Origin of the sequence: Streptomyces sp. NPDC048295 (assembly GCF_040652135.1) — a bacterium.
Lineage (GTDB): Bacteria > Actinomycetota > Actinomycetes > Streptomycetales > Streptomycetaceae > Streptomyces.
In genome coordinates this window covers 238,545-261,649 of record NZ_JBEZLL010000003.1, presented here as the reverse complement: position 1 = coordinate 261,649, position 23,105 = coordinate 238,545, and the positions used below count along the sequence as shown (strand labels likewise).

The following is a 23,105-nucleotide window of genomic DNA, read 5'->3' as shown; positions in this document are numbered from 1 at the left end:
GATTCACTGATATCGATCACGGCTCACGACCCGGCGTTGACGTTGGCGAAGACGACGGCGGCGATCGCCAGGACCAGCGAACCGGCGAGCAGTGCGCTGAGGTAGGTCTGCACGTTGCCGGTCTGGGCCCGGCGGACGGCGGCGCCGAGCCCGCGTGCGACGGCTCCGGAGCCGCGTACGTAGGTGTCGACGACCTCGCGGTCCAGGAAGCGGACGAGGCTCGCCGCGGCCTGGACGGGGCGGACGAACAGCACCGCGTACAGGGCGTCGAGGTGGAAGCCGGCGGCGGCGTGGTGGTGGAGCGGGCCGAGCAGCAGGCGGCCCGGGTCGGCCGGGTCGGGGGCGTCCCCGTCGGCTCCGTAGGCGGCGGTGTGTGCCGTCATGGCCTGGGCCTCGATGAGGGCGGGTTCGGCTTCGGGGTGGGCGACGACGGTGCCGACGGGGGTGCGGGCGGCGAGCGCCGAGGTGTGGCGCCAGGCGCCGTAGGTGACGAGGCCTCCGACGAGGCCGACGCCCGTGGAGAGGACGGCGGTGGTGACGGTCGGGGTGAGGCTGTGGCCGTCGAACCAGTCGGTGATCACGCCGACGGTCGGGCCGAAGGCGATGGTGGGGACGGCGAGGACCCAGAGGACGGCGGTCATCGCGACGGGCTGCCTGCCGTGGTCCGGGGCCTCGGCGCCGCGGCCCCGGAAGGCGAGGAGCCAGAGGCGGGTGGCGTACGCGGCGGTGAGGACGGCGGCGAGCAGTCCGGCGACGAGTACGGTCCAGCCGGCGGCGGCCGGGGCGACGTGCCGGTCCCCGAGCGCGGTGTGCTCGGCGGCGACGAGGACGGCTTCCTTGGAGAAGAAGCCGGCGAACGGGGGGATGGCGGCGAGCGCGAGCAGGGCGACGGTCATCGTCCAGTAGGCGTCCGGGATGCGCTTCGTCAGGCCGCCCATGCGGGACATGGCGGCCAGCGAGTTGGTTCCGGCGGCGTGGATGACGACGCCGGCCGCGAGGAAGAGGACGGCCTTGAACGCGCCGTGGGAGAGGAGGTGGAACACGGCGGCCCCGCGGTCGCCGACGGCCAGGGCACCGGCCATGTAGCCGAGCTGGCCGATCGTCGAGTAGGCGAGGACCCGCTTGATGTCGTCCTGGGCGAGGGCGGCGAGTCCCGAGCCGATCATCGTGATCGCCGCCATGACGGCGAGTACGACGAGGGCCGCGCCGGACTGGGCGAAGACGGGGAGGAGCCGGGCCACGAAGTAGATGCCGGCGGCGACCATCGTCGCGGCGTGGATGAGCGCGGAGACGGGGGTCGGGCCGGCCATCGCGTCGGGCAGCCAGGTGTGCAGGGGGAACTGCGCGGACTTTCCGGCGACGCCCGCGAGGAGCAGCAGGGCGATGAGGGTGGGGTGGTCGAGGCCGCCGTTGGCGACGGCGCCCAGGATGCCGGTGATGCGGAAGGTGCCGGTGTCGGCGGCGAGCGCGAACAGACCGATCAGGAAGGGGACGTCGCCGAGCTTGGTGACCAGGAAGGCCTTGAGGGAGGCGGCGCGGGCTTCGGGCGTCTCCCAGTAGTGGCCGACGAGGAAGTACGAGCAGATGCCCATGATCTCCCAGCCGACCAGCAGCACCATCAGGTCGCCCGAGTAGACGACGAGCAGCATCGCGGAGGTGAAGAGGGAGACGAGGGCCGCGTACGAGGGGTAGCGGGGGTCGTCGCGCAGATAGGCGGTCGAGTAGATCTGCACGCAGCTCGCGACGAGCCCGACCAGGACGGCGACGAGGACCGCGAAGCCGTCGAGGTGCAGGGCGAGGTCGATCGGGACCGAGCCGGTGGGGGTGAGCTGGGTCGCGGCGTCGATGGCCCGGCCGCCGCCCTGGCGTGCGGCGACGACGGCCGCGAGAAGGGCGGCGGCGAGCGTGGGCAGTACGGCGACGGGGCGTACGAAGCCGGGGGCGGTGCGTCCCAGGAGGAGACCGGCCGCGGCGCCCAGGAACGGAAGGAGGGGGACGAGGACGGCGAGGGTCGTGGTGGTCACGCGGTGGCCTCTGCCTTCTTTGCCTTCCCTGCCGCAGCAGTGGCCTGGTCTTCTTCGTTGCCGGTGTCGGTGTCGTCGTCCGGCAGGGCTTCGGCTGCGTCGGTCTCGGCGGTGTCGCGTAGGCGGTCGACGTCCGAGCTGCCGCGGTTGCGGTACACGGCCAGGACGATCGCCAGGCCGATGCCGATCTCCGCCGCCGCGATGGCGATGGTGAAGAGGGTGAGGGCCTGGCCGGCGTGCAGGGTGTCGCGGAGCCAGACGTCGAAGGCGACCAGGTTGAGGTTGACGGCGTTGAGCATCAGCTCGACGGACATCAGGACCAGGATCGCGTTGCGCCGGGCGAGCACGCCGTACAGCCCGGTGCAGAAGAGGAGGGCGGCGAGCACGGCGGGATAGGCGAGGTGCATCAGCTCTGCTCCTTACCGCGCTTGCGGGACAGGACGATCGCGCCGACGAGGGCGGCGAGCAGCAGGACGGAGAGTGCTTCGAACGGCAGCACCCAGTGCCGGAAGAGGAAGGAGCCGGTCGCCTCGGTCGAGCCCCGGGCGGGTCCGTCCAGGTCGATCCAGGTGGTGCGGAAGGCGTCGACGACGACCCAGACGAGCGCGCCCGCGGAGGCGGCCGCCACGGCGAGGGCCGCCCAGCGGTTGCCCGAGTCGGCGTCCGGGGAGCGGCCGATGGGGGCCTTGGTGAGCATCAGCCCGAAGAGCAGGAGGACGACCACGGAACCGACGTAGATCAGTACCTGCACCCAGGCGATGAACTCCGCGGTGAGCAGGAGGTACTCGACGGCGAGCCCCCCGAGCGCCACGACCAGCCAGAGCGCGGCGTGCACCAGTTGCTTGGTCGTGACGGTGACGAGGGCCGCGCCGAGGGTGGCGATGCCGACGAGGACGAAGGCGATCTCGACGCCGGTAGGGGAGAGGAAGCCGGGGTGGGCCGCGGTGGCTGCGAGTGTCACTCCTCCCCCTCCGCTTCCCTCTGGTTCTGCTGGGCTTCCTGGTTCTGCTGGGTTTGCTGAGCCTGCCGAGCTTCCTGAGCCTGCTGAGCTTCCTGGGCGCGCTGGGCTTCGAGTTTCTCCGCCGTCTTGCGGGCGGCGGCGATCTCCTTCGGCTCCTCGGCGCCCGGGTCGAGCGCGGGCGGTTCCGGCACCGTCCACATCCATTCGCGGAGCTTGTCGCGCTCATGGGTGAGTTCGAGGATGTCCGTCTCCGCGTACTCGAACTCCGGTGACCAGAACAGCGCGTCGAAAGGACACACCTCGATGCAGATACCGCAGTACATGCAGAGGGAGAAGTCGATGGCGAAGCGGTCGAGGACGTTGCGGCTGCGTTCGCGGCCGCCCGGGGTTGTGGCGGGCACCGTCTCCTTGTGGGAGTCGATGTAGATGCACCAGTCGGGACACTCGCGGGCGCAGAGCATGCAGACCGTGCAGTTCTCCTCGAACAGCGCGATGACGCCCCGGGAGCGGGGCGGGAGCTCGGGCTGGACGTCCGGGTACTGCGCGGTGACTGTCTTCCTCGTCATCGTCCGCAGGGTGACGGCCAGGCCCTTGGCCAGTCCGGAGCCGGGGATGCGAGGGCGGGAGGGCGGGGGCAACGAGGCCATCAGCTGATCGCCACCTTCACGATGCCGGTGAGCGCGATCTGCGCGAGAGCGAGCGGGATGAGTGTGGTCCAGGCGAGCTTCTGCAGCTGGTCCTCGCGGAGCCGCGGGTAGGACACCCGCAGCCAGATGACGACGAAGGCGAGCACCGCGGTCTTGAGGAGCGTCCAGACCCAGCCGAGTCCGTCGGCACCGAACGGGCCGTGCCAGCCGCCGAGGAAGAGCACGGTGGTCAGGCCGCACAGCACGACGATGCCCGCGTACTCGGCGAGCAGGAACAGGGCGAAGCGCAGGCCGGTGTACTCGGTGTAGGCCCCGAAAATGATCTCCGAGTCGGCGACCGGCATGTCGAACGGCGGGCGTTGCAGCTCGGCGAGTCCGGCCACGAAGAAGACCAGTGCGCCGACGATCTGCCAGGGCAGCCACCACCACTCGAAGGCGTCGAGGATGCCCGGGAGGGAGACGGTTCCGGCCGCCATCGCGACGGAGGCGGCGGCGAGCAGCATCGGCAGCTCGTACGCGAGCAGCTGGGCTGCGGTGCGCAGGCCCCCGAGAAGGGAGAACTTGTTCGCCGACGCCCAGCCGGCCATCAGCGAGCCGAGCACTCCCACGCCCATGACGGCGAGCACGAAGAAGATGCCCGCGTCGACGACCTGGCCGACCGCGCCCTCACCGGGGCCGATCGGGATCGCGACGAGTACGAGGAGGTACGGGAGCAGCGCGACGGCCGGCGCGAGCTGGAAGATCCGGCGGTCGGCCCCGGCCGGGACGATGTCTTCCTTCTGCGCGAATTTCACGCCGTCCGCGACGAGCTGGGCCCAGCCGTGGAAGCCGCCGGCGTACATGGGGCCGAGGCGGCCCTGCATGTGGGCCATCACCTTGTGCTCGGTCTGCCCGACGACGAGCGGGAGGACCATGAACACGGCGAAGACGATGACGAGGCGGAGGGCGACGTCCAGTACGTCGTTCACTCGGTATCGCCTCCGGCGGGTCGGTCGGGGGTGGTGTCGGGGTCGGGGGTGGGGCCGGGGGCGGGACCGGCATCTGTGCCGGTGCCCTTGTCGGCGCCTTTGTCGGTGTCCGCGTCGAAGGCCGGACGGGCGTGGTGCCACGGGGCGTCGCCGGCTGCGGAACCCGGCTCTGCCGTCCTGGGGGCCGTGCGCGGCTCGGCGCCGGTCCCGGCGCCCGTACCCGTGCCTGCCTCCGTGCCTGCCTCCGTGCCTGCCTCCGTGTCCGGCTCCGTGTCCGGCTCCGTGTCCGTGCCCGGCTCCGGCTGTGGTGTTTTCGGCTGCTGGCTCGCCGAGCCCTGGGAGGCGCTGCGGGTGCGGCGCGGGGCCGTGGCCCGGGGCGCCGGCTCCGTACCCGTGCCCGGCTCCGTGCCTGGCTCCGGCTGTGGCGTTTTCGACTGCTGGCTCGCCGAGCCCTGGGAGGCGCTGCGGGTGCGGCGCGGGGCCGTGGCCCGGGGCGCCGGCTCCGTACCCGTGCCCGGCTCCGTGCCCGTGCCCGGCTCCGGGGCTGCTGCCGCCGCCGTCCGCTGGGCGGCCGAGCCCTCGCTCGCGCTGCGGGCACGGCGCACCGGGCGGTCGCCCGCCGCGCGCGGGGTGCGGGCCGGGCGGGACGGGGCGGGCGGGAGCTGGCCCTTCAGGGGGCCCCAGTCGTTCGGGTCGGGGACACCGGGCGGCAGCATCGTGCGCCGCTTCGGGCCGCCGTGCTCCGACTCGCCGGGCTCCTTCGCGCCGGGCCACGCCTTCGCGACGCGCGCCGCCAGCACGAAGTCCTTGCGCAGCGGATGGCCCTCGAAGCCCTCGGGCAGCAGCAGCGGCACCAGGTGCGGGTGGCCCTCGAAGCCGATGCCGAACATCTCGTGCGTCTCGCGCTCGTGCCAGGCGGCGCCCGCGTAGACGTCGACGGCGGTGGGCAGGACGGCCGCCTCGTGCGGGACGGTCGTACGGATCATGAGCCGGCGCACCCTGCCCGGGGCCAGGGCCGCGACATGGGCGCAGACCCGGAATCCGGTGCCCGGCTCGTCGACCGCGCTCAGCCAGTCGAAATACGTGCAGCCCAGCCCGTCGCGCGCCGTTTCGAGGGCCGCGATCCAGGAGGCCGCCGGTACATCGACGGTCAGCAGGTCGTACGCGTACTCCGCCGTCGCGTCCTCGCCGAAGAGCTCGGCGGCGGCGTCCGGCAGGCGGTCGTAGGCGTCGGCGGGGCCGGTGGTCATGCGCGGTCCTCCCCGGGAGCCGGAGCCTGTGCCTCGGACGGGTCCTGGGGCGGGGTCTGCGGGGGCGCGACCAGGCCGCTGCGCAGCGCCGCGGTGGAGGGACGGCTGCCACCCGTCGCGTACCGCTCCCCCAGCGACTCGCGGGCGATCTTCTCCTGGAGCTTGAGAATGCCCTGGAGGAGCGCCTCGGGCCGGGGCGGGCAGCCGGGGACGTAGACATCGACCGGGATGATCTGGTCGACGCCCTTGGTCACGGAGTACGAGTCCCAGTACGGGCCGCCGCAGTTGGAGCAGGCGCCGAAGGAGATGACGTACTTGGGCTCCGGCATCTGCTCGTACAGACGCTTCACCGCCGGGGCCATCTTGTCGGTCACCGTGCCGGAAACGATCATGAGGTCGGCCTGGCGCGGCCCGGGCGCGAACGGGATCACACCGAGCCGGATGAAGTCGTGCCGTGCCATGGAGGCGGCGATGAACTCGATCGCGCAGCAGGCGAGCCCGAAGTTGAAGACCCAGAGGCTGTAGCGGCGGCCCCAGTTCAGGACCACCTTCATGGGCTCGGGCGCCAGGCGCGACAGGACGCCGAGCCGCTTGGGTTCCGGCAGGAAGGTCGGTACGGGCTGCGGCTCGGGTCCCTCGTCGGCCCGCGGGCTGGTCACGTCCATTCGAGGACGCCCTTCTTCCATGCGTAGAGCAGTCCAACGGCCAGGAAACCGAGGAAGATGAACATTTCGACCAGCGTCGTCGCCCCGTATCCGGGCGCCGCGAATACGGTCGCCCACGGAAACAGGAAGATCGAGTCGACGGCGAAGATCACGTACAGGAAGGCATAGACGTAATAACGAACCTGGGTATGTGCCCATCCTTCACCCACCGGGTCCACGCCGCACTCGTACGTCAGAAGCTTCTCCGGCGTCGGGACCACGGGGCGCAGCAGCCGGCCGGCCCCGAAGGCGACGGCGACGAACAGCACGCCGATCACGGCGAGCAGCCCGACCACTGAATAGCCGTGGAAATAGTCCGACGCGAGAACGGTCGATTCCGGCAGGTCCGCCACGTCCGCCCCTCGCTCCCTGGAATCCGTCCGGTGATCCGTACGCACGGGAGTCTAGGCCCTGTTAAAGAGACGGTAAGCAGCCGCATCGGACATGGGGTGGGGTTATCCCTACTCCACCTCACCCATGAGCCCCATGGCGTGCGCCGGTCCGGCCCGGCAGGCTGGGGCCATGACCATGAGCCCCCAGGTGCCCGACAACGACCGGCCGCCGCCCGCCCGCCTCGCTCTCGATCGATGGACCTGGAAGGAGATCGGCCACCTCCTGGTCAATCTCCCCGTGGCCATCGTCGGGTTTGTTTACACGGTGTTCATGGTCGCCGTAGGCGTGGGGCTCGCGGTCACGGTGATCGGTCTGCCCCTGCTCGCCCTCGGGCTGCACGGGGCGCGGCTGATCGGCAAGGCCGAGCGGGGACGGGCGCGGGCGATGCTCGGGGTGCGCGTCGAGGAGCCGAGCCCGATGGATCTGGCCCGCCGGGACACGGGGTTCTTCCCCTGGCTGTGGTCGAGCCTCAAGGACCCGGTGGGCTGGCGGTCCGTGCTGTACTCCTTCATCCGGCTGCCCTGGGGCGTGCTCACCTTCGCGGTGACGCTCGTGAGCCTCATCGTCCTGTGGCCGGTGCTTCCGCACATCGCACGCCTCCTCAGCAATGTGGACCGGTCGATGGTGCGCGGGCTGCTCTCGCCCTCCGACGAACTGGAGCGCCGGATCGCCGAACTGGAGGCGGACCGGGGGGTGGTCGTCGACACGGCCGCCGCCGACCTGCGCCGCATCGAACGCGATCTGCACGACGGCGCACAAGCCCGCCTCGTCGCCCTCGCCATGGGCCTGGGCCTGGCGAAGGAGAAGCTGACCGACGACCCCGAGGCCGCCGCCCGCATGGTCGACGAGGCCCACGGCGAGATCAAGGTCGCCCTCCAGGAACTCCGCGACCTCGCCCGCGGCATCCACCCCGCCGTCCTCACCGACCGCGGACTCGACGCCGCACTCTCCGCCATCGCCTCCCGCTGCACCGTCCCCGTCACGGTCGGCGTGGACCTGCCGGGGCGCCCGGCGGAGGCGATCGAGGGCATCGCGTACTTCACCGTCTCCGAGCTGCTCCAGAACGTGAGCAAACACAGCGCGGCGCGTTCGGCCTCGGTCGAGGTGTGGCGCACCGGGGACCGGCTGATGCTCCAGGTCACCGACGACGGACACGGCGGGGCCCGGATGGACGGCGGTACGGGAATGGCGGGGCTGGCCGAGCGGCTGGGCGCCGTCGACGGGCTCTTCGTCCTCGACTCACCGGTCGGCGGACCCACGACCGTCACCGCGGAACTGCCCTGGCGGGACCGTGACCAGCGGACGGACAAGAAACCGAAGGGCACGGGGGCGGCCGTGCGCCGCTAGGGCCGCGGCCGGGGCGGCCGTGCGCCGCCAGGGCCGCACGGGGACGCGGCCCTGCGCCGCCACTGCCACACCGGGGAGATCGTGCGCCGCCAGGGCACCTCGTCCGGATCGTGCCGGCCTCCCCGGCCGAGCACCGCCGGCTTCCCGGGCTCGCGCCGCGGAGGCCGGGGCCCGTACAAGGCCGTACAGGGCCGCGCAGGGCCGTGCGGCGCGCCTCCACGGTGGGGAAAACCCCCGGTCGAAGAGGGATGGCCCCCTCATGGTGGGCCGCCCCGCGAAACAGCACCCTTGTCATGATGGCAACAGCCGATGCGGATGAGAAGAAACGGACAGCACCCATGGCCACGGCATACGGACCGGACACTCGGGACCACCAGCGGTCCGGGGCCGGCTTCGGGGACCAACCCCCGGTGAAGCACTTCTTTCCCGCCGCTCTGCGCGCGCCCGTCGAGGGCAGGACCTGGCGCGAGTTCACATATCTGCTGCTGAGCCTGCCGATCGGCATCGTCCTGTTCAGCCTCTCGATCACCATGACGACGCTGGGCGTCGGTCTGCTGATCACCTTCCTCGGGGTGCCGGTCCTGGCCGGTGCGCTGGCCATGTGCCGCGGCTTCGGCGCGATGGAACGGGCACGGGCGCGCGGACTGCTGGGGATGGACGTGGCGGCCCCGGAGCCGGCCCGCGGCCGGACCGGCGGAATGATGTCCTGGGTGGGGGCGGTCCTCAAGAGCGGGGCGTCCTGGCGGCATCTGCTCTACGCCCTGCTGCACATGCCGTGGGCGATCTTCGCCTTCTGCGTCTCGGTGACGTTCTGGTCGACCGGGTGGACCGCTTTCACGTACCCGCTGTGGCGCTGGATCTTCCCGGCGTACGCCGGTCGGGGCGGCATTCAGCTCTACAGCGACCGGGCCCACGAGGTCCGCCTCGACTCCTCCGTCGAACTGGCCCTGACCAGCGCGATCGGCCTGGCGTTCGTCCTTGTCACGCCGTGGATCATCCGTGGTCTGGTGAGCGTGGACCGGGTCATGGTCGCCGGGCTGCTCGGCCCGTCCCGGCTGGCGACCCGCGTCTCGGAGCTGGAGTCGGACCGGGGGGTGGTCGTCGACACGGCCGCCGCCGACCTGCGCCGCATCGAACGCGATCTGCACGACGGCGCCCAGGCCCGCCTCGTCGCCCTCGCCATGGATCTGGGTCTGGCGAAGGAGAAACTGACCGACGACCCCGAGGCCGCCGCCCGCATGGTCGACGAGGCCCACGGCGAGGTCAAGGTCGCCCTCCAGGAACTCCGCGACCTCGCCCGCGGCATCCACCCCGCCGTCCTCACCGACCGCGGACTCGACGCCGCACTCTCCGCCATCGCCTCCCGCTGCACCGTCCCCGTCACGGTCGAGGTGGATCTGGCCTCCCGGCCGGCCCAGGCGATCGAGGGCATCGCGTACTTCACCGTCTCCGAGCTGCTGCAGAACGTGAGCAAGCACGCACGGGCGACGCGCGCCTCGGTCGACGTGTGGCGGGCGGCGGACCGGCTGATGCTCCAGGTCACCGACGACGGACGCGGCGGCGCCGACGCGTCCTCGGGCAGCGGGCTCGCCGGGCTGACCGAGCGGCTGGGCGCGGTGGACGGCGTCCTGGTCGTGGACTCCCCGCAGGGCGGCCCGACCCGGATCACCGCCGAGCTGCCGTGGCGCGGCTGAGCCCGGACGGCCTCCACCCCGGGGCGGAAGAACTCCACCCGGCGGCCGAGGCACCACCCCGCCGATGCTGGGATGCTGGAGACCGTACACACGGGACCGGCGAACAGTGGGGGATACGGCTTCATGGTGGAGGACAGGGTGCGAGTAGTCATCGCCGAGGATTCGGTGCTGCTCCGGGAAGGGCTCACCCGGCTGCTGACCGATCTGGGACATGACGTCGTCGCCGGAGTCGGGGACGCCGAGGCGCTGATCAAGACGGTGGGCGATCTGGCGGGGCAGGACGCGCTGCCCGATGTGGTGGTCGCCGATGTGCGGATGCCCCCGACCCACACCGACGAGGGCGTGCGGGCCGCGGTGCGGCTGCGGAAGGACTATCCGGGGATCGGGGTGCTGGTCCTTTCGCAGTACGTCGAGGAGCAGTACGCGACCGAGTTGCTGGCCGGGTCCAGCCGGGGTGTGGGTTACCTGCTGAAGGACCGGGTCGCCGAGGTCAGGGAGTTCGTGGACGCGGTGGTCCGGGTGGCGCAGGGCGGGACGGCGCTGGACCCGGAAGTGGTGGCGCAGTTGCTGGGCCGGAGTCGTAAACAGGACGTTCTGGCCGGGCTGACGCCGCGCGAGCGCGAGGTACTCGGTCTGATGGCCGAGGGGCGGACGAACTCCGCGGTGGCCAGGCAGCTCGTGGTGAGCGACGGCGCCGTGGAGAAGCACGTCAGCAACATCTTCCTGAAGCTGGGCCTGTCCCCCAGTGACGGGGATCACCGCCGGGTGCTGGCCGTGCTGACCTACCTGAACTCCTGAGGACCTGACACTCTGTCAGATAACTGCCGACGGTCACCGCGAGCGGCTGGTCACGGCCGTCGCGGCGACCGGAGCGGGGTGCCTGCGCCCGGAAACCGTCACCCGGGGTCCTAGCACCAAAGAATGAGTGCACGGCGTCTTCACCGAACGGCTGGGGGGCTTGCAAAACGTGACAAACCGGTATCGAATCGCGTCCCAAAATGGCGTCCACCATGTGACCGATCCAGGGAAGGCGACCCTTACAGAAGTAGGGTGGGCATGGGGACCACCGGCGGGCCGGAGGGTCCCGAGCAGCCGCCCAGAGGGAGGTCCAGTTCAGTGACCAGCCAGGTCAGTAGCCCAGCCGGACAGGCCGATGAGGCCGGCGAGGCGCTCGTCGGGGGCCAGCGGGCCCCACGCTCCGATCATGCGGGCGCCGGCGAGAAGGAGATCCGCCGCCTCGACAGGGTGATCATCCGCTTCGCGGGTGACTCCGGAGACGGTATGCAGCTCACCGGTGACCGCTTCACTTCGGAGACCGCGTCGTTCGGGAACGATCTGTCGACGCTGCCGAACTTTCCCGCCGAGATCCGCGCCCCCGCAGGGACCCTGCCGGGGGTTTCTTCGTTCCAGCTGCATTTCGCGGACCACGACATCCTCACGCCCGGTGACGCGCCGAACGTGCTGGTCGCGATGAACCCGGCCGCGCTGAAGGCGAACATCGGCGATGTGCCGCGCGGTGCGGAAATCATCGTGAACACCGATGAGTTCACCAAGCGGCCGATGGCGAAGGTCGGTTACGAGACCAGTCCGCTGGAGGACGGCTCGCTGGAGGCGTACAGCGTCCACCCGGTGCCGCTGACCACCCTCACGATCGAGGCGCTCAAGGAGTTCGGGCTCTCCCGCAAGGAGGCCGAGCGCTCGAAGAACATGTTCGCGCTCGGGCTGCTCTCCTGGATGTACCACCGCCCGACCGACGGGACCGAGGCGTTCCTGCGCGCCAAGTTCGCGAAGAAGCCGCAGATCGCCGAGGCGAACGTGACCGCGTTCCGCGCCGGGTGGAACTTCGGGGAGACGACGGAGGACTTCGCCGTCTCCTACGAGGTGGCACCCGCCGCGCAGGCCTTCCCGACGGGTACGTACCGCAACATCTCCGGGAACCTGGCGCTGTCCTACGGGCTGATCGCCGCGTCCCGCCAGGCGGACCTGCCGCTGTACCTGGGCTCGTACCCCATCACCCCGGCCTCCGACATCCTGCACGAGCTGAGCAAGCACAAGAACTTCGGTGTGCGGACCTTCCAGGCCGAGGACGAGATCGCGGGGATCGGGGCGGCGCTGGGCGCGGCCTTCGGGGGTTCCCTCGCGGTGACGACGACGTCGGGGCCCGGGGTGGCGCTGAAGTCGGAGACGATCGGGCTCGCCGTCTCCCTGGAGCTGCCGCTGATCGTGGTCGACATCCAGCGCGGCGGCCCCTCCACCGGTCTGCCGACCAAGACCGAGCAGGCCGATCTGCTCCAGGCGATGTACGGGCGCAACGGCGAGGCCCCGGTCCCGGTCGTGGCCCCCAGGACCCCGGCGGACTGCTTCGACGCCGCGCTCGACGCCGCCCGGATCGCGCTGACGTACCGCACTCCGGTGTTCCTGCTCTCGGACGGCTATCTCGCCAACGGCTCCGAGCCGTGGAAGATCCCCGAGATCGACGAGCTGCCCGATCTGCGCGTCCGGTTCGCCACCGGCCCCAACCACGAACTGGCCGACGGCACCGAGGTGTTCTGGCCCTACAAGCGCGACCCGCACACCCTGGCCCGGCCGTGGGCGGTGCCCGGCACCCCCGGTCTCGAACACCGCATCGGCGGCATCGAGAAGCAGGACGGCAGCGGCAACATCTCCTACGACCCGGCCAACCACGACCTCATGGTCCGCACCCGCCAGGCCAAGATCGACGGCATCGAGGTCCCCGACCTCCAGGTCGACGACCCCTCCGGGGCCAGGACCCTGGTGCTGGGCTGGGGCTCCACCTACGGCCCCATCACCGCCGCCGTCCGCCGGCTCCGCGCCGCCGGACAGCCCATCGCGCAGGCGCATCTGCGCAACCTGAACCCCTTCCCGAAGAACCTCGGCGACGTCCTGGGACGTTACGACAAGGTCATCGTCCCCGAGATGAACCTCGGCCAGCTCGCCACCCTCGTCCGGGCCAGGTACCTCGTCGACGCCCACAGCTACAACCAGGTCAACGGCATGCCGTTCAAGGCCGAACAGCTCGCGACGGCACTCAAGGAGGCCATCGATGCCTGACACCAATGAACTCCTGCACCTGGTGCCCAAGGCCGAGGCCAAGCAGTCCATGAAGGACTTCAAGTCCGACCAGGAGGTCCGCTGGTGCCCCGGCTGCGGCGACTACGCCGTTCTCGCGGCCGTCCAGGGCTTCATGCCCGAACTCGGCCTCGCCAAGGAGAACATCGTCTTCGTCTCCGGCATCGGCTGCTCCTCCCGCTTCCCGTACTACATGAACACCTACGGGATGCACTCCATCCACGGCCGCGCCCCGGCCATCGCCACCGGGCTCGCCTCCTCCCGCCGCGACCTGTCCGTCTGGGTCGTCACCGGTGACGGCGACGCCCTGTCCATCGGCGGCAACCACCTCATCCACGCCCTGCGCCGCAATGTGAACCTGAAGATCCTGCTCTTCAACAACCGGATCTACGGCCTCACCAAGGGCCAGTACTCCCCCACCTCCGAGATCGGCAAGATCACCAAGTCGACGCCGATGGGCTCGCTGGACGCGCCCTTCAACCCGGTCTCCCTGGCCATCGGCGCGGAAGCCTCCTTCGTGGCCCGCACCATCGACTCCGACCGCAAGCACCTCACGAGCGTGCTGCGCGCGGCGGCCGACCACCCGGGCACGGCGCTGGTGGAGATCTACCAGAACTGCAACATCTTCAACGACGGCGCGTTCGAGGCCCTGAAGGACAAGGACCGGGCGCAGGACGCGGTCATCCGCCTGGAGCACGGACAGCCCATCCGCTTCGGCGCGGACAACGGCAAGGGCGTCGTCCGCGACCCGGCCACCGGGGACCTGAAGGTCGTGACGGTCACCGAGGAGAACGAGTCCCGGATCCTCGTCCACGACGCCCACAGCGCCTCCCCGACCACCGCCTTCGCCCTCTCCCGCCTCGCCGACCCCGACACCCTCCACCAGACCCCCATCGGCGTCCTGCGCGACGTCGACCGCCCGGTCTACGACACCCTCATGGCGGAGCAGCTCGACACCGCCGTCGACGAGAAGGGCAAGGGCGATCTCGCCGCGCTCCTCGCCGGCAACGACAACTGGACGGTCGTCGGCTGAGCCAGGCGTCCGGATCGCGCCGTCGCCGGACGGGCTGAATTTCGGCCCGTCCGGCGACGGCGTCCCAGGGGTGCGGCCGGTCACCGCGCACGATGTGGCCATGACCCTGGACCGTCCCGTGTACCGCATCAAGCGGCGTCTGCTCGGCAAACCGCTCACCACCGAGCGCATCAGCGAGGAGAAGCTGAACAACCGGACGGCGCTCGGGGTGCTCGCCTCCGACTGCATCAGTTCGTCCGCGTACGGCTCCGAGGAGATGCTCCGGGTCCTCGTGCCCGTCGTCGGGGCCGCCGCCTTCACGCTTCTGATGCCGGTGACCGGCGCGATCCTGCTGGTGCTGCTGCTTCTGACGCTCTGTTACAGCGATGTCGTCATGATCTACACCCGGGCGGGCGGGTCCTATGTCGTCGCGCGGGAGAACTTCGGGCCGAACATCGCGCAGATCGCCGCCGTGGCCCTGCTCGTCGACTACATCGTCACCGTCGCCGTCCAGGTCTCGGCGGGCACCAACGCCCTGATCTCGCTCGCCCATCTGGTCGGCAACGATTTCACCGGCCTCGACCACCTGCAGCTCCCGGTCTCCGTCGGTGTCATCGCGCTGCTCGCGTACGGGAATCTGCGCGGGATCCGCGAGGCGGGCCGGGCCTTCGCGCTGCCCGCCTATCTCTTCATGGCCGCCGTCGGGCTCGTCCTCGTCGTCGCCGCGGTGCGCGGGCTCACGGGTGAGCTGCCGCAAGCCGATCTGCACGCCGCCGGGGTCGTACCGCTCGGCACCGAGGGAGAGGGCTGGCTCTACGGCGCCTCGCTCTTCATCGTGCTGCGCTCGTTCGCCAACGGCGGCTCGTCCCTCACCGGGCTCGAAGCGATCTCCAACGGCATCTCCGCGTTCCGCGAACCGCAGGGCCGCAACGCCCGCCGCACGCTGATCGCGATGAGCTGTGTGCTCGGCGTCCTGGTCCTCGGCGTCTCCACGCTGGCGCACTTCACCCATGCCGTCCCGTACACCGACGGCACCCCGACGGTCATCGCGCAGGAGGCCCATCTCGCCTTCGGCGGCGGGCCGCTGGGGACGGTCGGGCTGGTCTTCGTGCAGCTGGCGACCGCGCTGGTCCTCTACACCGGCGCCAACACACCGTTCACCGGCTTCCCGTTCCTCGCCAGCTTCGTCGCCGAGGACCGGTTCCTGCCCCGGCAGCTGACCCGGCGCGGGCACCGGCTGGCGTTCTCCAACGGCATCATCGCGCTGACCGTCGTCTCGCTGGCGCTGCTGCTGGTCACCGGGGCCAGCGTGGACAGGCTGGTGGCGCTGTACGCGATCGGCGTGTTCACCGCCTTCACCATGGCCGGGGCCGGTCTCACCGCGTACCACCTGCGGCGCCGGGAGCGGTACCGCCGGACCAAGATCGCGGTCAACGCGCTCGCCGCGGTCATCTCGGCCGCCGTCGTGCTGATCTTCGCGGTCACCAAGTTCACCGAGGGCGCCTGGCTGGTCGTGGTGATCTTCCCGCTCGGTGTGTGGGCGCTGATGCGGATCAACCGCGAGTACCGGCGCGAGGCCGCGGCGCTCCAGAGCCTCCAGTCACCGGGCGCCGACCGGCCCCGGGATCTGCGCCATCTGGTCTTCGTCCTCGTCGAGACGCTGGACCTGGCGACGATCAAGGCGCTGCGGTACGCGCACGAGCTGCGCCCTGACGAGATCCGGGCGGTGCACTTCGCGATCGACGAGGCGCACGGCAGGAGGCTGGCCGCCCGGTGGGAGGCGACAGCGGCCACGTCCGTCTCCCTGGAGCTGGTCGCGTGCCCGGACCGGCGGCTGCGCCACGCGATGAAGGAGCTCGCCACCCGCACCACACAGGACGGCCGGACCTCGCTGACGGTGCTGGTGCCGCGGCGGATGTACACCAACTGGCTCGGGAAGCTGCTGCACCGGGGCACGGGCGAGCAGATGGCCAAGACGCTGGGCCAGCTGCCGCACGTGGCGGTGACGATCCTGCCGTTCGACGTGTCGCGTGCGCTGCGCGAGCTGGAGGAGGGACGCGCGCCGCAGCCGGAGTGACCGCGCGGGCGCTACCGGGCGTGCGCCTTGCGCGCGTCGTAGGTCTCGCGCGCCGCCTGCACCGCGCTCAGACGGTGTTCGGTCCAGCGGCCCAGTGCCCGCACCTGCTCGGCGGCCTCCCGGCCCAGGTCGGTGAGCGAGTAGTCGACCCGCGGCGGGATCACGGGCTTCGCGTCCCGGTGCACGATGCCGTCGCGCTCCAGCGTCTGGAGGGTCTGGGCCAGCATCTTCTCGCTGACGCCGCCCACCTCGCGGCGCAGTTCGCTGAAGCGGTACGGGCGCTCCAGCAGTGCGATCAGGATCAGGACCCCCCAGCGGCTGGTGACATGTTCGAGCACCAGCCGGGAGGGGCACATCTGCCCGTTCGTATCGGCCCGAGGCCCCAGGTCGCTCACCTTCACACCAGTACCTTACTTCAAAGTGGGTACTTTCGATTGGTAAGTGCACCCCTTACGGTGAGTCGTGCGAGCCCGAACAAGGACAAGCGCCACCGAAGAGGAGAAACCCCCCATGAGCATCGTCGTCACCGGAGCCACCGGAGCGCTCGGCCGCCTCGTCGTCGAGCAGCTGCTGGCCACCGTGCCCGCGAGCGAGGTCGTCGCCGTCGTGCGCGACGAGGAGAAGGCCGCCGCGCTCGCCGCCCGCGGCATCGAGCTCCGCATCGCGGACTACGACCGGCCGGAGTCCCTCAAGGACGTCTTCCGGGCGGGCGACCGGGTCCTGCTCATCTCCGGCAGCGAGGTCGGCAGGCGCGTGCCCCAGCACACCGCGGTCATCGACGCGGCGAAGGCGGCGGGCGTCGCCCAGCTCGCGTACACCGGCGTCCTCGGCGGCCCCGACGCCGACTTCCGGCTGGCCGACGAGCACAAGGCCACCGAGCAGCTGATCCTCGACTCCGGACTGCCCCACACCTTCCTGCGCAACGGCTGGTACACCGAGAACTACACGGCGAACCTCGCCCCGGTCCTGGAGCACGGCGCCGTCGTCGCCAACGCGGGCGACGGGCGGGTCGCCTCCGCCACCCGCGCCGACTACGCCGCCGCGGCCGCCGCCGTGCTGACCGGCGAGGGCCACATCGGCGCGGTCTACGAGCTGAGCGGCGACGTCGCCTGGTCGTTGGCGGAGTACGCGGCGGAGATCTCGAAAGCCACCGACAAGGAGATCGCGTACAAGAACGTCCCGGCCTCCGTGCACCAGGAGATCCTGGTCGGCGCCGGCGTGCCCGAGTTCTTCGCGGAGATCCTCGTCGACGTCGACGAGGCGATCGGACGCGGCCTGCTCGCCACCACGAGCGGCGACCTGGCCCGGCTGACCGGCCGTCCGACGACGCCGCTCGCCGAGACGGTGGCGGCCGCGGTGGCGGCCGCGTAACACCTGCGGAAGGCGGCTGCGTCACACCCGTTCACCCGCACCTCAGGGGCCCCATGTCATGACCGTATCCCGATACGGGTATGACATGGGGCCCTCCCCGGCGCTACCTTCGTGCAGTTGACGCAGACACGCCTGGAGGGCCCGTGAAGGGGATCAACGAACAGCGGGCGGGACTCCTGTCCGGCATCGGCGCCTACGGTCTGTGGGGGCTCGTCCCGCTCTTCTGGCCGCTGCTGAAGCCCGCCGGCGCGATCGAGATCCTCGCCCACCGCATGGTCTGGTCCCTGGGCTTCGTCGCCGTCGCCCTGCTGGTGCTGCGCCGCTGGTCCTGGATCGGCGAGCTGGTCCGGCAGCCGAGGAAGCTCGGTCTGATCTCGGTGGCCGCGGCCACGATCACGGTCAACTGGGGCCTGTACATCTGGTCCGTGAACAACGGTCATGTCGTCGAGGCCTCGCTCGGCTACTTCATCAACCCGCTGGTCACCATAGCCATGGGCGTCCTGCTCCTGGGCGAACGGCTGCGCCCCGTGCAGTGGGTGGCGGTCGGCACCGGCTTCGCGGCGGTGCTCGTGCTGGCGATCGGCTACGGGCGGCCGCCGTGGATCTCGCTGGTCCTGGCGTTCTCCTTCGCGACCTATGGACTGATGAAGAAGAAGGTCGACATGGGCGGCCTGGAGTCGCTCACCGCCGAGACCGCCGTGATGTTCGTGCCCGCGCTCGGCTATCTGCTGTGGCTGGGCGCCCGGGGCGAGTCGACGTTCGCCTCCGACGGCGCCGGCCACGCGGCCCTGCTGGCCTCGGCCGGTCTCGTCACGGCCGTCCCGCTCGTACTGTTCGGCGCGGCGGCGATCCGGGTGCCGCTCTCCACGCTGGGCCTGCTGCAGTACCTGGCGCCGGTCTTCCAGTTCGTGCTCGGCATCCTCTACTTCCACGAGGCGATGCCGCCGGAGCGGTGGGCCGGGTTCGCCCTGGTGTGGCTGGCGCTCATCCTGCTGACCTGGGACGCGTTCCGGACGGCGCGGCGGACGAGGATCCAGGTGCGCGAGGCCCGGCAGGCGGCGCGGCAGCAGGCACCGCGCCCGAATCCGCCGGCCGACGAGCCCGCCCCGCAGGTACAGATTTAGTTACCTGGTTGCTTTTTTAACTCGGTTACGTTTCCCTGGGTGTCCACGGAACCGCGACCGAGGAGCCCGCATGTCCGCAACCGCGCCTGCCACCACGACCGTCCCCGCCCCCGTACTGATCGTCGGCTCGGGTCCGACCGGCCTGACCCTCGCCTGCGACCTGGCCCGGCGCTCGGTCGGTGTACGGATCATCGAGAGGTCCCCCGGATTCCCGCGCAGCTCACGGGCCAAGGGCCCCAACCCCCGCTCCCTGGAGGTGCTGGAGGACCTGGGCGTCGCCGACCGGGTGCTGGCCGCGGGTTCGGGACCGCTGCCGATGCGCAAGTACCGCGACGGGCTGCCGGTCGCCGACGCCGATCCGTCCGCGTCCTCGCACCCCACGCCGGACACCCCGTACGCCCAGGGCCGGCTGATCGCCCAGTGGCAGCTGGAGGAGATCCTGCGGGACCGCCTGGCGGAGTACGGCGTGCACGTGGAGCTCGGTTCCGAGGCGGTCGGTCTGTCGCAGGGACCCGAGTCGGTGACCGTGGCGCTCGCCGACGGCCGGAGCGTGCGGGCGCGGTACGTGGTGGGCTGCGACGGCGGCCACAGCCCGGTGCGCAAGATGCTCGGCGTCCCGTTCGAGGGGAGGACGACCGAGGAGCAGGCGATGGTCTGCGGGGACGTGGAGGTGGACGGCCTCGACCGCGGCATCTGGCACCAGTGGTTCGACGAGGACGGCGCCGTGATGCTGTGCCCGATCCCGGGTACGCGCACGGGCTGGTGGTTCCAGGCCGGGCCGGAGCGCGACGCGGCGGGAGCCCTCGTACCGCCCTCGCTGGAGAGCTTCCGGCGCCTGTTCGCCAAGCACACCCGGCTCCCGGAGGCCCGTCTCTCGCAGGCCACCCTGCTGTCGACGTACCGGGTCAACGAGCGCATGGCCGACCGCTACCGGGTGGGCCGGGTGCTGCTGGCCGGGGACGCCGCGCATGTGCACTCCGTCGCCGGCGGGCTGGGCATGAACACCGGGATCCAGGACGCGTACAACCTGGGCTGGAAGCTCGCCCGGGTCGTCGAGGGCCGGTCGGACGCCCGCCTGCTGGACACCTACGAGGAGGAGCGGCTTCCCGTCGCCTCCTGGACTCTGGACATCACCGCCGAGCGGCTGCGGACGACCCTCGAAGCGATCCGGCAGCCGGGCGGCGGCCTGGACTCGGCGCTCTCCCGGGACACCGCGGGCCTGGGCCTCGGCTACCCCTGGAGCTCCCTCTCCGCCCCCGGCTCCACCCCCCGGCTGCGGGCGGGCGACCGCGCCCCGGACGCCCCCTGCCGCGACACCACGACGGGCGCGCCGACCCGCCTGTTCGAGGCGTTCGCGGGCCCGCACTTCACCCTGCTGGGCTTCGGCCCGGACACGTCCGAGACGCTGCGGGCGACGGAGTCCGCGTACGGTGACACGGTGCGGGCGTACGGGGTGGACGCCGGAACCCCCCGCGACCTGACCGACGACGCGGGCCACGCCCGCACGGCGTACGGCGTCGCCCCGGCCACCGCCCTCCTCGTCCTGGTCCGCCCCGACAACCACGTGGCCCTGATCACCCCGGCCACCAAGAGCGGGACGATCGGCGCCTACCTCGACCGGCTGGGCGGCAGGGCCTGACGGGGATTCCTTACGAGGGCGGGTGCGGCGCGGGCTCCGGGTCGGTGGCCAGCCGGGCGTGGAGCTCGACGTCGTACCGGACACCGTCGTACGCGAGCTTCTGCCGCTGGATCCCCTCCACCACGAACCCTGCCGCGCGGGCGACCGCGCACGATGCCGGGTTGTTCGTACGGTGGCCCGACTCCAGCCGGAACAGACCCAGTTCCCGGAAGGCCCAGGAGGCCAGGGCCCGGCATCCGCCCGTCGCCGCTCCCCGGCCCCGGGCCGGAGCCGTCGTCCAGTACGAGACCCAGCCCGTGCCGTGCGTACGGTCGAGCGCCCCCACCTGGACGTTGCCCAGCACCGTGCCATCGGTCCCGACCACGGCGAACGCGAAGGCCGAGCCCACCGCGCGGCTCTCCTCCCGGTCCGCCGGCCAGCGCTCCGCCTCGGCCACCGATCCGACGGGTCGGGCCGCCTGGCGCCGCATCGCAGGTTCCGCGAACGCGTCGAGCACCGCCGTCACGTCATGGGCACACCAAGGCCGCAGCAGCAGCCCCGAGGGGGTCTCGATCCGATCCGTCACGCCACGAGTCTTCCAGCCGGCCTCGGACGAGCGCCGCCGCGACCTCGTCCATCACGCGCTGCCAGTGCACGGGACGCCGGTCTCCCGGCCCGCGTCCTTCGTCAGCCCTGTGGGCATCATGTCCCCTTCGGGGAGTGCCGGGCACGGTGCGCCCGTACCTTGTGGAGGTTTCCGCAGCGCTCCATCGCGCACCAGCGCCGCCGGCCCGGCCGCGAGGTATCGACGAAGAGCAGCTTGCAGCTGTCGGAGCCGCATTCACGGATGCGGCCTGCGTACGGACCGGTGAAGAGCTCCACCGCGTCCCGGGCGACCGTCGAGAGCAGGGCAGCGCCGGTGGCGTCCGGGACGACGGCGAGAGACCCGCTTCCGGGGTCGATACGGGGAATGAGCGGCGGCTCGGCCGCCACCGCGTTCACCACGGCGAGATCGGACCGGTCGAGGGCGCGGCCGTGCGCCCGGTCGGCGGTCAGATTCCACAGCGCTCCGCGCAACTCGTGCGCCCGCACCAGCTCTTCCGCACTCACCGACAGCGACAGACCGCCCGGCAGCCGGCTCTCCCCCGCCCAGCGCACCAGGTCCTCGGGGGTGTGCAGCACTTCGTACGCCGCGTACCGCGCGTACCCGCCGGTGGGCAGCAGCTCCAGGCACAGGGCCCCGGGATCGAAGCGGTAGGAGCGGCCCCCCGGCGCATGAAGGGTCAGCCCGGGCACGTCCGTCGAGGGCTCGATCACGCATCCACCATAAAAGGTTTCCGCGACTGCCGGCAGCAGGAGCCGGGTGTTCTCGCCGGAGGCCGGCCGGAGTGCGGATCGACGAAGGGGCCGCCGTCCACCTCATGTCGGCGGACGGCAGCCCCCAGTCGTGCACGTGGCGAGGATCAGTCGGGGAGCCGGTCCATGAGCCAGGTGCACAGCTCTTCGGTGATGGCCGTGTGCGCGGTGGTCGTGGACGAACAGAGGAAGTCGTCCAGTTCGCTCTCCTGCGGCGGCAGTCCGTCGATGTTCACGTACAGGTCGTCCTGCTTCTCGACGTCACGGACCGCGACCGCGCTGACCGAGGGGACGAAGCACACGTCCTCGTGCCGCAGTTCCACCTTGCCGCCGAGCTTCTCCAAGGTGTCGGAGAGGATCTTGTACGTGTGCAGGGTTCCGCCCGGCGCGCCGTCCAGTTCCGGGAACCCGTCGGTCGTGATGGTCTTCTCGGCCTTGGGGAACCGCCGGTTCAGGTAGGCGACCGTCACGTCGTCGCCCTGGGCCTGGGTGTAGAAGGTGGTGCCGGGGTAGATCCGGTCGATCCGCAGCGCGACATCGCCGGGCTTCACGTCGGGCAGGCCGACCCCGTCGGCGCGGCCGTTGGCCACGGCGATCTTCATCGGCCGCTGCGGCCAGCCGCCGACCCGGTCCAGAGCGGCCAGGAACTCCGTGCGCTCCGGGGCGACGCCGATCTTGCCGGTGTCCTTGTCGTAGTGCCGCCACAGCATCTGGCGCGCGGCCGGGCTGTCCATCTGCTTCGCGAAGTTGTTCGGGAAGGGGATGAAGTGGGAGAACGCCTGCACGCCCACCGGGACGGAAGCGCCGCGGTGCGGGCTGTCGTAGGAGAAGTACAGCGCGGTCCGGTGGTCCATCCGCTGCGTCTCCAGCTTGGCAAGCGCGTAGCGGGTGACGATGCCGCCCATGCTGAACCCGCCGACGACCAGACGGGCGTCGCCCACCTGCTCGGCGGAGGCCCGCATGATAGCGGCCACGACCGCCTCCGCGTTCTCCAGAATCGACGCGCTGCGCTCCTCGAAGCCGAGGAGGATCACGTCCCTGCCGCGCCGGCGCAGCTCACTGATGAACGGGAAGTCGCCGCCCTCCAGCCCTTGGTAGAGCTCGTCGAGCTTGCTCCGGCCGAGGTTGAAACCGTCGGCCATGATCACGGGCCGGACGAGATTGCCGCGGTTGCCCTCACCGGGGAACACCCAGGCGAAGCCGTTCGGCAGGGGCCACTCCTCGTGCTCCGGCACCTCGACGGCCCTGGCGGGTCCGGCGGTCAGCGGACCGCCGAGGGTGAACGAACCTACGTTGGGTTCGGTCGTCGCGGACATGGTCGTACTCCTTGTGGGAGGGGTGGGCGGGACGACGTCATCCTGGGCGCCGATCCGGGCGTGTCACTCCTCCATGCCGCGGGGTTCACCCCATCTGATGGAGCAGGCGCGGGAATTGTTTAACGTGCCCGGCATGCGAAGTCGGCCTGTTTT

21 protein-coding genes are annotated in these 23,105 nt (G+C 71.3%); 9 read left to right on the top strand and 12 right to left on the bottom strand.

Features of this window, described 5'->3' with window-relative positions:
• Positions 1–23: 23 nt before the first annotated feature.
• The 8 genes from AB0D53_RS05745 to AB0D53_RS05710 are packed head-to-tail and all read right to left on the bottom strand — an operon-like array spanning position 24 to position 6,907.
• Entirely contained in the window at positions 24–2,024 is a 2,001-nt protein-coding gene (locus AB0D53_RS05745) for an NADH-quinone oxidoreductase subunit L (RefSeq protein ID WP_362440629.1), read from the bottom strand.
• Positions 2,021–2,431 (bottom strand): NADH-quinone oxidoreductase subunit NuoK, encoded by a 411-nt coding sequence (gene nuoK / locus AB0D53_RS05740; RefSeq protein WP_362440626.1) that lies wholly within the window; start codon positions 2,429–2,431, stop codon positions 2,021–2,023. The genes AB0D53_RS05745 and nuoK overlap by 4 nt, the downstream gene beginning before the upstream one ends.
• Positions 2,431–2,985, bottom strand: a complete 555-nt coding sequence (locus tag AB0D53_RS05735) for an NADH-quinone oxidoreductase subunit J (protein WP_362440624.1) — start codon at positions 2,983–2,985, stop codon at positions 2,431–2,433. Before AB0D53_RS05735 ends, nuoK begins: the two co-directional genes overlap by 1 nt.
• Complete coding sequence (locus tag AB0D53_RS05730) at positions 2,982–3,632, bottom strand: NADH-quinone oxidoreductase subunit I (protein WP_362440621.1); 651 nt, start codon at positions 3,630–3,632, stop codon at positions 2,982–2,984. The genes AB0D53_RS05735 and AB0D53_RS05730 overlap by 4 nt, the downstream gene beginning before the upstream one ends.
• Positions 3,632–4,600 (bottom strand): complex I subunit 1 family protein, encoded by a 969-nt coding sequence (locus AB0D53_RS05725; RefSeq protein WP_072485588.1) that lies wholly within the window; start codon positions 4,598–4,600, stop codon positions 3,632–3,634. Before AB0D53_RS05725 ends, AB0D53_RS05730 begins: the two co-directional genes overlap by 1 nt.
• On the bottom strand, positions 4,597–5,850 hold the full coding sequence (locus AB0D53_RS05720) for an NADH-quinone oxidoreductase subunit C (RefSeq protein ID WP_362440617.1): 1,254 nt from the start codon (positions 5,848–5,850) through the stop codon (positions 4,597–4,599). Before AB0D53_RS05720 ends, AB0D53_RS05725 begins: the two co-directional genes overlap by 4 nt.
• Positions 5,847–6,515, bottom strand: a complete 669-nt coding sequence (locus tag AB0D53_RS05715) for an NADH-quinone oxidoreductase subunit B family protein (RefSeq protein WP_362440614.1) — start codon at positions 6,513–6,515, stop codon at positions 5,847–5,849. The genes AB0D53_RS05720 and AB0D53_RS05715 overlap by 4 nt, the downstream gene beginning before the upstream one ends.
• Positions 6,506–6,907 carry an NADH-quinone oxidoreductase subunit A gene (locus AB0D53_RS05710; protein WP_189544080.1) on the bottom strand — a complete coding sequence of 134 codons (402 nt, stop codon included), beginning with the start codon at positions 6,905–6,907 and terminating at the stop codon, positions 6,506–6,508. Before AB0D53_RS05710 ends, AB0D53_RS05715 begins: the two co-directional genes overlap by 10 nt.
• Before the next feature lie 169 nt (positions 6,908–7,076).
• Between AB0D53_RS05710 and AB0D53_RS05705 the strand changes: the two genes are divergently transcribed.
• The 6 genes from AB0D53_RS05705 (at position 7,077) to AB0D53_RS05680 (ending at position 16,167) form a co-directional block, all read left to right on the top strand.
• Positions 7,077–8,294, top strand: a complete 1,218-nt coding sequence (locus tag AB0D53_RS05705) for a sensor domain-containing protein (protein ID WP_362440610.1) — start codon at positions 7,077–7,079, stop codon at positions 8,292–8,294.
• Between the two features lie 338 nt (positions 8,295–8,632).
• The gene (locus AB0D53_RS05700; RefSeq protein ID WP_362440607.1) at positions 8,633–9,988 is read left to right on the top strand and encodes a sensor domain-containing protein; all 1,356 of its coding nucleotides are present in this window, start codon (positions 8,633–8,635) and stop codon (positions 9,986–9,988) included.
• 123 nt (positions 9,989–10,111) lie between these two features.
• On the top strand, positions 10,112–10,786 hold the full coding sequence (locus AB0D53_RS05695; RefSeq protein ID WP_177328130.1) for a response regulator transcription factor: 675 nt from the start codon (positions 10,112–10,114) through the stop codon (positions 10,784–10,786).
• A gap of 318 nt (positions 10,787–11,104) precedes the next feature.
• Positions 11,105–13,060 (top strand): 2-oxoacid:acceptor oxidoreductase subunit alpha, encoded by a 1,956-nt coding sequence (locus tag AB0D53_RS05690; protein ID WP_362440604.1) that lies wholly within the window; start codon positions 11,105–11,107, stop codon positions 13,058–13,060.
• Positions 13,053–14,111 (top strand): 2-oxoacid:ferredoxin oxidoreductase subunit beta, encoded by a 1,059-nt coding sequence (locus AB0D53_RS05685; RefSeq protein ID WP_362440601.1) that lies wholly within the window; start codon positions 13,053–13,055, stop codon positions 14,109–14,111. The genes AB0D53_RS05690 and AB0D53_RS05685 overlap by 8 nt, the downstream gene beginning before the upstream one ends.
• 100 nt (positions 14,112–14,211) lie before the next feature.
• Positions 14,212–16,167: an APC family permease gene (locus tag AB0D53_RS05680; RefSeq protein WP_362440598.1), complete on the top strand. Its 1,956-nt coding sequence runs from the start codon at positions 14,212–14,214 to the stop codon at positions 16,165–16,167.
• 11 nt (positions 16,168–16,178) lie between these two features.
• Here the strand turns inward: AB0D53_RS05680 and AB0D53_RS05675 are convergent, their stop codons facing one another.
• Positions 16,179–16,523, bottom strand: a complete 345-nt coding sequence (locus tag AB0D53_RS05675) for a helix-turn-helix domain-containing protein (protein WP_362441029.1) — start codon at positions 16,521–16,523, stop codon at positions 16,179–16,181.
• A gap of 154 nt (positions 16,524–16,677) precedes the next feature.
• Between AB0D53_RS05675 and AB0D53_RS05670 the strand changes: the two genes are divergently transcribed.
• The 3 genes from AB0D53_RS05670 (at position 16,678) to AB0D53_RS05660 (ending at position 20,301) form a co-directional block, all read left to right on the top strand.
• The gene (locus AB0D53_RS05670) at positions 16,678–17,538 is read left to right on the top strand and encodes an SDR family oxidoreductase (protein WP_362440595.1); all 861 of its coding nucleotides are present in this window, start codon (positions 16,678–16,680) and stop codon (positions 17,536–17,538) included.
• A gap of 143 nt (positions 17,539–17,681) precedes the next feature.
• Positions 17,682–18,662 (top strand): EamA family transporter RarD, encoded by a 981-nt coding sequence (gene rarD / locus AB0D53_RS05665; RefSeq protein WP_362440592.1) that lies wholly within the window; start codon positions 17,682–17,684, stop codon positions 18,660–18,662.
• Between the two features lie 70 nt (positions 18,663–18,732).
• Positions 18,733–20,301 (top strand): FAD-dependent monooxygenase, encoded by a 1,569-nt coding sequence (locus AB0D53_RS05660; protein WP_362440589.1) that lies wholly within the window; start codon positions 18,733–18,735, stop codon positions 20,299–20,301.
• Positions 20,302–20,311: 10 nt separating this feature from the next.
• Here AB0D53_RS05660 and AB0D53_RS05655 read toward each other — a convergent pair whose 3' ends face one another.
• The 3 genes from AB0D53_RS05655 to AB0D53_RS05645 form a co-directional block, all read right to left on the bottom strand.
• Entirely contained in the window at positions 20,312–20,866 is a 555-nt protein-coding gene (locus tag AB0D53_RS05655; protein ID WP_362440586.1) for a GNAT family N-acetyltransferase, read from the bottom strand.
• Between the two features lie 116 nt (positions 20,867–20,982).
• Entirely contained in the window at positions 20,983–21,597 is a 615-nt protein-coding gene (locus tag AB0D53_RS05650; RefSeq protein WP_362440583.1) for a CGNR zinc finger domain-containing protein, read from the bottom strand.
• A 146-nt stretch (positions 21,598–21,743) separates the two neighbouring features.
• Complete coding sequence (locus AB0D53_RS05645) at positions 21,744–22,952, bottom strand: hypothetical protein (protein WP_362440580.1); 1,209 nt, start codon at positions 22,950–22,952, stop codon at positions 21,744–21,746.
• Positions 22,953–23,105 lie beyond the last annotated feature (153 nt).

Bases quoted from the DNA above. Each gene is read 5' to 3' on its own strand.
- AB0D53_RS05720 (WP_362440617.1), bottom strand. From the start codon at position 5,850: ATGACCACCGGCCCCGCCGACGCCTACGACCGCCTGCCGGACGCCGCC.
- AB0D53_RS05680 (WP_362440598.1), top strand. From the start codon at position 14,212: ATGACCCTGGACCGTCCCGTGTACCGCATCAAGCGGCGTCTGCTCGGC.
- AB0D53_RS05700 (WP_362440607.1), top strand. From the start codon at position 8,633: ATGGCCACGGCATACGGACCGGACACTCGGGACCACCAGCGGTCCGGG.
- AB0D53_RS05715 (WP_362440614.1), bottom strand. From the start codon at position 6,515: ATGGACGTGACCAGCCCGCGGGCCGACGAGGGACCCGAGCCGCAGCCC.
- AB0D53_RS05675 (WP_362441029.1), bottom strand. From the start codon at position 16,523: ATGTGCCCCTCCCGGCTGGTGCTCGAACATGTCACCAGCCGCTGGGGG.
- AB0D53_RS05670 (WP_362440595.1), top strand. From the start codon at position 16,678: ATGAGCATCGTCGTCACCGGAGCCACCGGAGCGCTCGGCCGCCTCGTC.
- nuoK (WP_362440626.1), bottom strand. From the start codon at position 2,431: ATGCACCTCGCCTATCCCGCCGTGCTCGCCGCCCTCCTCTTCTGCACC.
- AB0D53_RS05730 (WP_362440621.1), bottom strand. From the start codon at position 3,632: ATGGCCTCGTTGCCCCCGCCCTCCCGCCCTCGCATCCCCGGCTCCGGA.
- AB0D53_RS05660 (WP_362440589.1), top strand. From the start codon at position 18,733: ATGTCCGCAACCGCGCCTGCCACCACGACCGTCCCCGCCCCCGTACTG.
- AB0D53_RS05705 (WP_362440610.1), top strand. From the start codon at position 7,077: ATGACCATGAGCCCCCAGGTGCCCGACAACGACCGGCCGCCGCCCGCC.
- AB0D53_RS05695 (WP_177328130.1), top strand. From the start codon at position 10,112: ATGGTGGAGGACAGGGTGCGAGTAGTCATCGCCGAGGATTCGGTGCTG.
- AB0D53_RS05645 (WP_362440580.1), bottom strand. From the start codon at position 22,952: ATGTCCGCGACGACCGAACCCAACGTAGGTTCGTTCACCCTCGGCGGT.
- AB0D53_RS05685 (WP_362440601.1), top strand. From the start codon at position 13,053: ATGCCTGACACCAATGAACTCCTGCACCTGGTGCCCAAGGCCGAGGCC.